The 10,801-nt window shown below is 63.6% G+C and carries 12 protein-coding genes and 1 pseudogene; 11 read left to right on the forward strand and 2 right to left on the reverse strand.

The features are described from left to right. Positions 1 to 517: pseudogene (locus CGS25_RS18320) on the reverse strand (aromatic hydrocarbon degradation protein); the annotation flags it as partial. An 825-nt stretch (positions 518 to 1,342) separates the two neighbouring features. Between CGS25_RS18320 and CGS25_RS18325 the strand changes: the two are divergent. Beyond that, positions 1,343 to 1,693, forward strand: a complete 351-nt coding sequence (locus CGS25_RS18325; RefSeq protein WP_101676342.1) for a type II toxin-antitoxin system RelE/ParE family toxin — start codon at positions 1,343 to 1,345, stop codon at positions 1,691 to 1,693. Beyond that, positions 1,690 to 2,019 (forward strand): helix-turn-helix domain-containing protein, encoded by a 330-nt coding sequence (locus CGS25_RS18330; protein ID WP_089032801.1) that lies wholly within the window; start codon positions 1,690 to 1,692, stop codon positions 2,017 to 2,019. Before CGS25_RS18325 ends, CGS25_RS18330 begins: the two co-directional genes overlap by 4 nt. An 89-nt stretch (positions 2,020 to 2,108) precedes the next feature. Here CGS25_RS18330 and CGS25_RS18335 read toward each other — a convergent pair whose 3' ends face one another. Beyond that, a complete protein-coding gene (locus tag CGS25_RS18335) occupies positions 2,109 to 2,393 on the reverse strand; it encodes a CDGSH iron-sulfur domain-containing protein (protein WP_101676343.1) in 285 nt (94 codons plus the stop codon). Between the two features lie 72 nt (positions 2,394 to 2,465). On the opposite strand from CGS25_RS18335, the gene CGS25_RS18340 reads away from it, so the two are divergent. The 9 genes from CGS25_RS18340 (at position 2,466) to CGS25_RS18380 (ending at position 10,740) form a co-directional block, all read left to right on the forward strand. Next, on the forward strand, positions 2,466 to 3,296 hold the full coding sequence (locus CGS25_RS18340; protein WP_101676344.1) for a GNAT family N-acetyltransferase: 831 nt from the start codon (positions 2,466 to 2,468) through the stop codon (positions 3,294 to 3,296). After that, positions 3,293 to 4,072 (forward strand): lysophospholipid acyltransferase family protein, encoded by a 780-nt coding sequence (locus CGS25_RS18345; RefSeq protein WP_101676345.1) that lies wholly within the window; start codon positions 3,293 to 3,295, stop codon positions 4,070 to 4,072. Before CGS25_RS18340 ends, CGS25_RS18345 begins: the two co-directional genes overlap by 4 nt. 220 nt (positions 4,073 to 4,292) lie before the next feature. Continuing rightward, positions 4,293 to 4,859, forward strand: a complete 567-nt coding sequence (efpL, locus tag CGS25_RS18350) for an elongation factor P-like protein EfpL (RefSeq protein WP_089032799.1) — start codon at positions 4,293 to 4,295, stop codon at positions 4,857 to 4,859. Between the two features lie 154 nt (positions 4,860 to 5,013). Further along, positions 5,014 to 6,066, forward strand: a complete 1,053-nt coding sequence (locus tag CGS25_RS18355; RefSeq protein WP_232802496.1) for an aminopeptidase — start codon at positions 5,014 to 5,016, stop codon at positions 6,064 to 6,066. A 29-nt stretch (positions 6,067 to 6,095) separates the two neighbouring features. Then, the gene (locus CGS25_RS18360; RefSeq protein ID WP_101676346.1) at positions 6,096 to 6,914 is read left to right on the forward strand and encodes a rhomboid family intramembrane serine protease; all 819 of its coding nucleotides are present in this window, start codon (positions 6,096 to 6,098) and stop codon (positions 6,912 to 6,914) included. A 121-nt stretch (positions 6,915 to 7,035) separates the two neighbouring features. Beyond that, entirely contained in the window at positions 7,036 to 7,878 is an 843-nt protein-coding gene (locus tag CGS25_RS18365; protein ID WP_232802497.1) for a TRAP transporter TatT component family protein, read from the forward strand. A gap of 50 nt (positions 7,879 to 7,928) precedes the next feature. Further along, a complete protein-coding gene (locus CGS25_RS18370; RefSeq protein ID WP_101676348.1) occupies positions 7,929 to 8,924 on the forward strand; it encodes a TRAP transporter substrate-binding protein in 996 nt (331 codons plus the stop codon). A 14-nt stretch (positions 8,925 to 8,938) separates the two neighbouring features. After that, positions 8,939 to 9,433, forward strand: a complete 495-nt coding sequence (locus tag CGS25_RS18375) for a TRAP transporter small permease (RefSeq protein ID WP_101676351.1) — start codon at positions 8,939 to 8,941, stop codon at positions 9,431 to 9,433. Further along, entirely contained in the window at positions 9,430 to 10,740 is a 1,311-nt protein-coding gene (locus tag CGS25_RS18380) for a TRAP transporter large permease (protein ID WP_101676349.1), read from the forward strand. Before CGS25_RS18375 ends, CGS25_RS18380 begins: the two co-directional genes overlap by 4 nt. Positions 10,741 to 10,801 lie beyond the last annotated feature (61 nt).

The following is a 10,801-nucleotide window of genomic DNA, read 5'->3' on the forward strand; positions in this document are numbered from 1 at the left end:
AGTCGGTGTTGCCGGCCAGGTCGGTGTTGGCCACCAGCTCCGCGGAGGAACGCAGGGTCACCAGGATCGAGGCGCCGAAATCCAGGCCGCGGAAGATCTTGGTGCCAACGCCCACGTTCAGGAACAGCGGCTGCCGGCCACCCCGGAAATACTGGCCGGTGGGCGCGGTGCGCGAGCTGAAGGCGAGCATTTCTTTGCCGTATTTTTCGGTGCCGAGCATGATCCCCAGAGCGATCGGCTGGCCGAACTCGGTGATGTCGCTGAGGTCGGTTTTCAGGCCCAGCAGGATCTGCTGGGAATCGGTATCTTGCACATCGTAGCTGCCGAAGTTCTGGCTGTTGGCCTGCAGGTCGCTTTCAACATGCATCAGACCGGCGGTGAGCTCACCGCGCAGGTCGTGGGTCAGGTAGGCGGGGTTGTAGTAGACGCTGGAGACCTGGGTGTTGAACATGGACAGCGCCTGGGCGGAGGCGACGTCGCTGGGCAGCAGGCCGTAGGTGGTACCCAGGTTACCCATGCTCGCCAGGGCGACCGCCGGGGCCAAAGCCAAGACACCGGCGCGTAGGCCGGTGCTTAAAATCGAAGATGAACGCATCTAAAAGATCCTCCGGTTATTGTTGTGATCCTTGTCTGATTTTTCTGCTTTCTGACTGTTTATTTTTTTGTATAGGGAAGGAAGCCATTGGACGAATGGCACACAGATGTTCGCTCTCGTTTGGTGAAGAGGTAAAGGAGAATCCATGTGTCGGGGAAATTCTTGAACGGGGTGGCGGACGTAAGTTGCCGTGTATAGGGCGGTTTTTCTTCGGTAATGGGCGATTTTGCGCACTTTCCGAGCCCTTCAGATTGGGCCAGAACGACGATCATTTCCGGACACTATGGGCAGTTAGTAAACACATGTTTTTTATAAATATACTGGCCGTGTGGGGAATTTACTCACTTATAAAAAAGGGGACAGACCTCTTTTTATCGAGGTCGAAAAAGGGGACAGATAAAATCGGTTTTTTGGGGGTGGGTTGGTGGGGGGTTGGGTTTTTGGGACAGAGCGGAGGGGGCTCTTGGGGGGTGGGTTTTCAGTGTTCAGTGTTCAGTGTTCAGTTTTCAGTTTTCAGTTTTTGGTGGGGTGGGGAAGGCGGGGCGTGCAAAAAACAACCTGCGCTGCAGGGCCGCCGGCCGCGAATCGGTTCTGTCAGGCCCGTTGGTCGGCGGCGACTTACATGCGGGCGAGCTATCCGCTGACATTCACTTCGGTGATGGCTGACATCCTTGGCATTGCGTGTGCTCGATACTGTGCTGACTTGTCGTGAGTCTGTTGGTGTATTTATTTTGATACGGTGGTGTTATGATTGAGCCGGCTCTGGATGTTTGCTTTTACTCCAGTGCTTCTGGCCGAGAACCGGTGCGGGATTTCCTGCGCGCCTTGCCCGCCGAGGATCGGAAAAGGGTTGGCGTGGACATCAAAACAGTGCAATTCGGTTGGCCGCTGGGCATGCCGCTGGTGCGCAAGATCGCACCAGGCTTGTGGGAGGTGCGCAGTGATATCGCGGGCGGAATTGTCCGTATGTTGTTCACCACTCAGGGGGCACGAATGGTGCTGTTGCACGCATTCGTGAAGAAAAGCCGTAAGACGCCCACCTCGGATCTCAAGATCGCGCTCGGGCGATTACACCAGCTACAACGAGGCTCGCGATGAATCAGCATATTGGCAGCGACTTTAATGACTTTCTGGACCAGGAGGGCATTCGTGAAGAGGTGGTGGCCGCCGCTATGAAGCGAGTGATTGCCTGGCAACTGGCCGAGGCGATGAAGGCCCGGGGAATTTCAAAGACGCAAATGGCGGCGCGCATGCATACCAGCCGCATGGTGGTGAACCGGTTGCTGGATGCCAGTGATACCAGCGTCACCCTGGCCACCCTGGCGAGGGCCAGCGTGGCGGTGGGGATTCCGATGCATTTTGAATTGGGAGACGGGAACAGAAAAAAAGGAGCCGGGAACAAGCCGGCCGGCTCTGGCTTTTGATGTTGATGTGGGCGCGCTGCTCGACCGCGAATGAGCGCCGCCCGACCTTTCCTGTGCGGCGTTGCATCCGTGAATCCTGCCCGCGCATTTCATTTCTTCCTTCCCCATAGCCTTTTCCACCAGGCCGGGCGCTGGTGCAGGCCGGCGTGGGTGCCGTCGCAGAGGGGTGGGGTGCGGGTGCCGTGGCAGCCACAGAACAGGGCGATTTCATCGCGGGGGGCGATGTAGACGATGCGGTCCTGGGTGGGGCAGGCCGGGTCGTTGCAGAACGGCGCGGTGCCGCTGTGCCCGCAACCACACCAGTGGCGGGTTTCGCCGGCGGCCAGGCGGGTTGGCTGGGGGTAGCGGGGTGGGGCGGGCTGGTTGTCGCGCAATGGTCACACTCCTGTCACCGGGTGGACATGGCGTTTTCCGAGACTGTCGGAAAATCCGCCGTGGAGGCCGTTATGCTTGCGCAAGCCGCCGTTAAGATCAAAGCCCTGCGCCCGCCGTTTCGTGATGTGTTCCGGATGCGCCCCGTCGTTGACGTCGAGGGGGGGCGGTTCAGCGCCTATTTTACCCGCTCGCGGCGGGAGATTCTGAAAATCCAACGCCTGCGTTACCGGATCTTTTCCCAGGAGTATGGCGCCAGTTTCCATGCGCCGTTCGGGTTGGATCGGGACCGCTTCGATCGCCATTGCCTGCATCTGGTGGTGCGCGATAACCGCAGCGGTGAGCTGGTGGGCTACACCCGGGTGTTGCCGGGGGATCGCCTGGACAAAACCGGGGGCTTTTATTCCGCCGGGGAATTCCATTTGTCGCCGGTGCGGCGGCTGGAGGGGCGGGTGGCGGAGATCGGCCGCACCTGCATTGATCCACGCCACCGTGGCGGCGCGGTGATCACGGTGCTGTGGGCGCGGCTGGCGCAGTACATGCTGGAGAACGACATTCGTTATTTGATCGGGTGCGCCAGTGTGTCGATGAACGAGGGCTATAACCTGGCGGCGATTGACCGGCGCATTCGCGAGCGGCATCTGGCGCCGTTGCCGCAGCGGGTGGTGCCGCGTTTCCGGCCCCAGGGGCTGGCCGGCGACGCGCAGGAGGAGGCGGTGAAGATGCCGCCGCTGCTGAAGGCGTATCTGCGAATGGGGGCGCAAGTGGGGGGCGAGCCGTGCTGGGACCCGGATTTCAACTGCCTGGATTATTTTATCCTGATGCAGGTGGAGCGGCTGCCGGAGCGTTATGTGCAGCACTTTCTACAGCCAACGCAGCCAACGCAGCCGGCGCAGGCGGTATGAGCGTGCGCGAGCTGTCTCTGGGGATCGAGCCGGACGAGCCGCGGGTGGTGATCGCCGGGCGGCGGGTGTGGCGCGCGTTGCGGGTGGTGTTGCACCTTTTGGCGGGGTCGCTGGAGCTGATCTGGCGCCGCGCCGGGCGCGATCCGCACCGGGCCGACATCGCCGCCGCCAAGCAGCGCTGGTGTTTGCGGTTACTGGAGATCATGGCGGTGGAGCTGCGTGTGCACGGGCCGCTGCGCGGCGGTGGCGTATTGCTGGTGAGCAACCATGTGTCGTGGCTGGACATTCCGGTGATCGCGGCGGCCCGGCCGTGCTATTTCCTGTCCAAGGATGAGGTGTCACGCTGGCCGCTGATCGGCTGGATCGCTCGTTCGGTGGGCACGCTGTTTATCCGCCGGGGGGGCGGCGAATCGCGTGCCAAGGTGAAGGAAATACGCGAGAGGCTCGGGCGGGGGCAGGGCGTTCTGGTGTTTCCCGAAGGCACCACCACCGACGGCACCGGGGTGCGCCGGTTCTTCGCGCCGTTGTTCGCCGCCGCCGAGGGTGGCGTGCCGGTGCAGCCGGTGGCGATTCGCTACCGGGACGCGGCCGGCCGGCCGGACACCGGGGTGGCGTTTATCGGTGACGACGAGTTTCATTACCATTTGTGGCGCCTGCTGGGCCGCCGCCGGTTGGCGGTGGATTTGATCTTCGGCGCGCCGTTGAGCGCCGATGCCGATCCCCGGGTCACGGCGGGGGCGGCCCGACAGCGTATTCTTGGGGCGTTGGGGGGGTAGACGCCGGACGCTGGACGCCGGACGCTAGACGCTAGAATCAAAACCCGGCGCGGAAGGCATTGCGGCTACGCAAGAGCATTTTGCGCGCGCCAATCGTTCAAGGGCAGGGTTTAGCGTCCGGCGTCCGGCGTCTGGCGTCCAGCGTTCCCGAAAACCTTCTCTCCAACGGTCCGGAGCGGTTAGCATTGGCGCTTGTTCCGTTTCCTGATGAGGATGGTTTGTGACCCGCGCCAGTGACCTGAAAAAATCCGATGTGCTTGAGCATAATGGCTCGCTGTTCGTGATCCGCCAGATTGATGTGCAGTCGCCTTCCGCCCGGGGCGCGGCCACCCTGTATCGGGTGCGCGCGGCGGCGGTGGGGGGCGGGCCCAAGTTCGAGGAGCGCTTCAAGGGCGATGAAGACGTGCCCACCGTGGATCTGCAGCGCCGCCCGGTGCACTTTTCCTATCTGGATGGCGATGACCACGTGTTCATGGACGACGAGGATTATTCGCAGTACCCGCTCAACAGCGCGGACATCGCCGACGAAATGGCGTTCATCACCGACGCCACCCATGGCGTGATGGCGCTGAAAGTGGGCGACACCGTGATTGGCCTGGAGCTGCCCAGCTCGGTGGTGCTGAGCATCGCCGAAACCGCGCCGGCAATGAAAGCCGCCTCGGCCAGCGCGCGCACCAAGCCCGCCACCCTGGAAACCGGCCTGGTGGTGCAAGTGCCGGAATACCTTCAAGAAGGCGAAAAAGTGAAGGTGAACACGGTGGAACGGAAATTCATGTCTCGTGCCTGAAACATGGATACAGGATTCAGGATACAGAATTCAGCACGAGGGGCGCGTTGGGGGAACCGCTCGGGCCGGGCTCCGCGCTGCAAGCAAGGAGCGGGAGTCCGGGTTTGCCCGGTACAGGTCGCGGGGGAAACCGAGGCGTTTGAAGAGGCGCCTTTTGTATCCTGTATCCTTCATCCTGTATCTTTTTTTCTTGTCCGGCTGCCAGCTTGGTTATTACGGGCAGGCGGTGAAGGGGCATCTGGCGTTGATGGGCAAGCGCGAGCCGGTGGAGGAGGTGGTGGCGGATGCCGCCACGCCGGAGGCGGTGCGGGGGCAGTTGCGGCTTTCCGAGCGGGTGCTGGATTACGCCGCCACCGACATGGGCCTGCCGGCGGAAAAGGTGTACCGCAGCTATGTGGCGCTGGATCAGGACGCGGTGGTGTGGAACGTGCTGGCGGCGCCGCGTTTTTCCCTGCAGCCGCGCACCTGGTGTTATGTGTTGCTGGGCTGCTTGAGTTACCGGGGCTATTTCGACGAGGCCGCCGCGCGGCAAGAGGCCCGGCGGCTGGACGCGCAGGGCAGCGACACCTATGTCAGTGGCGCGATCGCCTATTCCACGCTGGGCTGGTTCTCTGATCCGCTGACCACGCCGATGCTGGACACCTCCGGCGCCGGGCTGGTGGAGCTGATGCTGCACGAGCTGACCCACCGCAAGCTGTACATCCGCGATGACACCCGTTTTAACGAATCGCTGGCCTCGATGGTGGCCCGGGAGGGCACACTGCGCTATCTGGCGCGCCACGATCTGAACGTGGACCTGACCCTGTGGGCCCAGCGCGACGCGGCCCGTGGCGCCTTTCTTGCTTTGATCGAGGGCGCCCGCGAGCGGCTTGAGCGCCTTTACGCCAGCGACCGCCCCGAACAGGATAAACTGGCGGCCAAGGCGCGGATCATCGAGCGCCTGCGCGCGGATTACCTGGCGCGCGCCGATCAACTGCCGGCCCTGGCCGCTTACCGTGGTTTCTTCCAAGGCCCGTTGAACAACGCCCAGCTTAATGGCGTGCAGGATTACCATGGCCTGGTGCCGGCGTTCCAGCGGCTGTTGCTGGCCTGTGGCGGGCAATGGGCGTGCTTCTGGGAGCGGGTGCAACGGCTTGCCGACGACGACCACGCCCGACGCGCCTGGCAGGCTCAGGCGCGGGCTGGCGGGCAACATTCCGACGCGTGAACCGAGGCGCGTGAATCGAGAGACAGAACATGATCGAACTGGTTCGTATCAACGACGCGGCCCTGGCCGCGCGGCTCGCCGACACGCTGCGCCAGCAGGGCATCGACACCCATGAGCAGGTGGCGGGTGGCGAGACCGTGCTGAGCGTGGAGCCGGCGCGCCATGCCGAGGCCCGGCAGCGGGTGGAGGCGTTTTTCCGCCAGGCCCAGAGCGACGCCTGGCAGCGCAATGAGCCGGCTCGCAATCTGCCGCGCCAGCCGCTGCTCTCCGGTGGCTGGTTCACCAGCATGGGCTGGGTGACGCGCAGTGTGCTGATCGCCTGCGTGCTGATCTATTTGTCACTGTTCGTGTTCGGCGATGGCCTGTACCGGGCGCTGATGTTCCCCGACCAGATCGCCACGCTGAGCCGCCAGCCGTGGCGGCTGTTCACGCCCATGCTGCTGCACTTTTCAGTGTTGCACATCATTTTCAACCTGCTCTGGTGGAGCGATCTGGGGCGCATCATCGAGCGCTTTCAATCCGGGCTGCAACTGGCGTGGATCACTCTGGTGGTGGCGGCGGTGTCCAACGTGGCCCAGTTTGTCGACACCGGCGCCAACTTCGGCGGGCTCTCCGGGGTGGTGTACGGTTTGCTCGGTTATTTGTGGCTGTACGGCAAGACCAACCCGTCGGCGGGGTATCAGATACGCAAGGAAATTGTGGTATTGATGCTGGTCTGGCTGGTGGTCTGTTACGTGGGCCTGGCCGGGATTGTCGCCAATACCGCCCATCTGGCGGGGCTGGTCAGCGGCGTGGTGCTGGGCACCGTGGTCGGGCTGTGGCGCCGCTCACGTGGCGGCGCGGCCTGATTCCATTGGTGACAGGTCAATGCGGCTGCTATAAAGGGCCGCTCCCGTAGCGGCTTGGTTGCCGCCGGGCCGGGAGAGACACCAGGGCAATCGCCCGACAATGAAGAAAGGGAGGTATCGCTTGCGAACGCGATGGCAGGGAATCGCTTTACTGATGGTGCTGGCGGGGCTGCTGCAGGGCTGTGCCGTGGGCCGGCTGGACGAGAGCCTGGCCCGGGGGGTGATGGATAATGACGACCTGGGCGTGGTGGAAAACGGGCTGCCGGCTTATCTGCTGATGGTCGATGGCCTGATCGTCAACTGGCCGCAACGGGAAGGCTTGCTGAGCACCGGCGCCGATCTCTACGCCGCCTACGCGGGCCTGTTCGTGCACGATGAACAGCGCGCCGCCCGGCTCAGCGACAAGGCCCTGGGCTACGCGCTGCGCGCCGCCTGTGCCCATGACAGTGATTACTGCGATCTGCGCGATCTGCCGGTGCCCGAGTTCGAAGCTCTGATCGATGAAGCCGGCCGTGGCGAAGTGCCGGTGCTGTTCACCCTGGGCAGCGCCTGGGCCGGGTACATCGAAACCCATTCCGGGGATTGGAACGCGGTCGCCGAGCTGTCACAAGTGCGGGCGCTGATGGAGCGGGTGGTGGCGATCGACGAGGGCTACCGATACGGCCAGGCGCAGATGTATCTGGGCGTGCTCGACAGCCTGCTTCCCGCTACCCTGGGCGGCAAGCCGGAGCAGGCGCGGCGCCATTTCGAACGCGCCATTGCGCTCTCGCAGGGCCGCAATCTGCTGGCCCGGGTGCTGTATGCCCAGCATTATGCCCGCCTGGTGTTCGACCGCGAGCTGCACGACCGGCAATTGCGCCTGGTGCTGGCCGCGGACCCGGAAGAACCCGGCCTGACCCTGCAGAACACCCACGCGCAACGGGAAGCGAAGAGGCTGCTGGCCTCGGCGGACGAGTATTTTTAGTTGTTGGCCAGGCGGCGGCGGATCGCCGGCCCGGCCCTTTGGAGAGAACCATGTTTCGAGCCCTTAACATGTTTGCAGCGCTGATCCTGGTGCTGCCCCTGGCGGCGAACGCCGCCACCACCCTGAAGATTTCCACGCTGTATCCGGATGGCACGGCGGTGGTGAAGGCCCTCAAGAGCGCCGGCGAGACCATTGAGAAAGAGACCGATGGCCGGGTCAGCCTGAAGATTTACCCGGGCGGGGTGATGGGCGATGACCGCGCCGTGCAGCGCAAGATCCGCATTGGCCAGTTGCATGGCCAGATGGCTCAGGGCGGCGCCTTTGCCCGGGCCTGGCCGGACAGCCAGATTCTGAATATGCCGCTGACCTTCAACAACTACGAAGAAGTGGACGCGGTGCGTGAACAGCTCGACCCGGTGATCGAAAAGGGGCTGGACGAGCACGGCTGGGTGACCTTCGGGCTGGTGGACGGTGGCTTCGCCTATGTGATGTCCGCCAAGCCGGTGAAAAGCGTGCAGGACCTGCGTGACCAGAAGCTGTGGCTGCCGGCGGCGGACACCGCTTCCGCGGAAGCGGCCAAGACCCTGGGGCTGTCGCCGATCGTGCTCAACATTGGCGCGGTGCTGACCTCGCTGCAGACCGGCGCCATCAATGCGTTCGCGGCGCCGCCGGTGGCGGCGCTGACACTGCAGTGGTACTCGCGGGTGGATTACGTCACCGACCTGCCGCTGCTCTACACCTACGGCGTGCTGGCCATCGACAAGCGCCACTTCGGTAAACTCAGCGAGGCCGACCAGAAAGTGGTGCACCGGGTGCTGGACGCCCGTTTCGATGACATCGACCGGGACAGCCGTGAGCAAAACCGGGCGGCGTTCCAGGCGATTCAGAAGCAGGGTCTGGAAATGGTCACGCCGAACGACGAACAGCGTGCCGAGTGGAAACGCTACGCCGATAAAGCCACCGCCGAACTGGTGCGCGAAGGGCAGATCACCCAGCCGATGCTGGATCGCCTGAACCAGGCGCTGAGCGACTACCGCGCCCGGTGAGCGGCGAGGCGCTGATGCGGCGGACGCTGGCGGGCCTGCACCGCCTGGAAGACCTGCTGATCGTGCTGGTGGTGATGCTGATGGTGGGCCTGGCGGTGGTGCAGATCGGGTTGCGCAATTTCGCCGGCACCAGCCTGATCTGGGTGGAACCGTTTCTGCAAAACGCGGTGCTGTGGATCGGCCTGCTGGGCGCGATGATCGCCTCGCGGCGCGATGAGCATATCCGCATCGATCTGGCCTCCACGCTGTTGCCGGAACGCTGGTTGCCGTGGCTGACCGGCGTGGTGGATCTGTTCACCGCCGCGATCTGCGCGCTGGTGGCCTGGCACAGCGTGGGCTTCGTGCTGGAAGAGCGCCAATACGGCGCGCCGGGCATCGGCGCGGTGCCGAGCTGGCTGCTGCAGGCGGTGATTCCGTTTGGTTTCACGGTGATGGGCCTGCGCTATCTGGTGCTGTTCAGCCTGGGCCTGAGTGGCCAGCGGCCGCGCATGCGGGAGCCGCACGCATGATCATGGCCGCGGTGATCGCGCTGCTGGTGCTGGCCCTGATGGGCGCGCCGCTGTTCGCCATTCTGCTGGGCGCCGCGGCGCTCGGCTTTTACAGCCAGCAAACCGAACTGGCGGTGTTGCACATCGACATCTATCAGCTCACCAATTCGGTGGTGCTGATGGCGTTGCCGTTGTTCACCTTCGCCGGCTTTCTGCTCAGCGAGGCGCGCACCGCCGACCGGCTGGTGCGGCTCAGCCAGGCGATTTTCGGCTGGATGCCCGGTGGCATGGCGTTCGTGGCGCTGGTCGCCTGCGCGTTTTTCACCGCGCTCACCGGTGGCTCGGGCGTCACCATCGTGGCCTTGGGGGCGTTGCTGTTCCCGGCGCTGGTGAAAGCCGGTTACCCGCAGCGCTTCAGCCTGGGTCTGGTGACGTCCTCGGGCAGCCTGGGCCTGTTGCTGGTGCCCTCGGTGCCGCTGCTGATCTACGGCATTATTGCCCAGCAGCTTTCGCAACAACTGGCGATGCCGCCGGTAGAGATCGTGGATCTGTATCTGGCCGGCATCGGCCCGGCGGTGCTGATGGTGGCTCTGCTGTATGGGTATTGCCTGTGGGCGACGCGCGGTGGTGCGTCATTGGGCGCGAACGCGGCGCCGCCGCGCCAGGCGTTCAGCGGTCGCGAGGTGCTGGCGGCGTTGTGGGAAGCACGCTGGGAGCTGCCCCTGCCGCTGTTGGTGATGGGCGGTATTTTTTCCGGTTTTCTGGTGGTCAGCGAGGCGGCGGCGGTGACCGCCCTGTATGTGCTGATCGCTGAAGTGTTCCTGTATCGGGAAATCCCGCTGCGGCGGCTGCCGGGCATTACCCGCGAAGCGATGGTGATGGTGGGGGGCATTCTGCTGATTCTGGCGGTGGCCCAGGCGTTCGCCGATTACCTGGTGTACGCCGATGTGCCCGGCAGTCTGTTCGCGTTTATCCAGACCCATGTGCAGAGCAAGGTGGCGTTCCTGATTCTGCTCAACCTTCTGCTGCTGGTGCTGGGCGCCTTTCTCGACATCTTCGCCGCGCTGGTGATCATGGTGCCGCTGATTTTGCCGGTGGCGTTGCGTTATGGCATCGACCCGGTGCACCTGGGGATTATTTTCGTCGCCAATATGCAGATCGGCTATATCACGCCGCCGGTGGGCATGAACCTGTTCATCGCCAGTTACCGCTTCCGCAAATCGATCACCGAACTGTTCGCCGCCACCATTCCTTTTATGCTGGTGCTGATCGTGGCGCTGCTGGTGATTACCTATGTGCCGTCGTTGAGTCTGTGGTTGGTGCGGTGATTCAGGATTCAGGATTCAGGATTCAGGATTCAGGATTCAGGATTCAGGAACGGCGCGGGTG

The organism is Alloalcanivorax mobilis (assembly GCF_002864685.1).
GTDB classification, from domain to species: domain Bacteria; phylum Pseudomonadota; class Gammaproteobacteria; order Pseudomonadales; family Alcanivoracaceae; genus Alloalcanivorax; species Alloalcanivorax mobilis.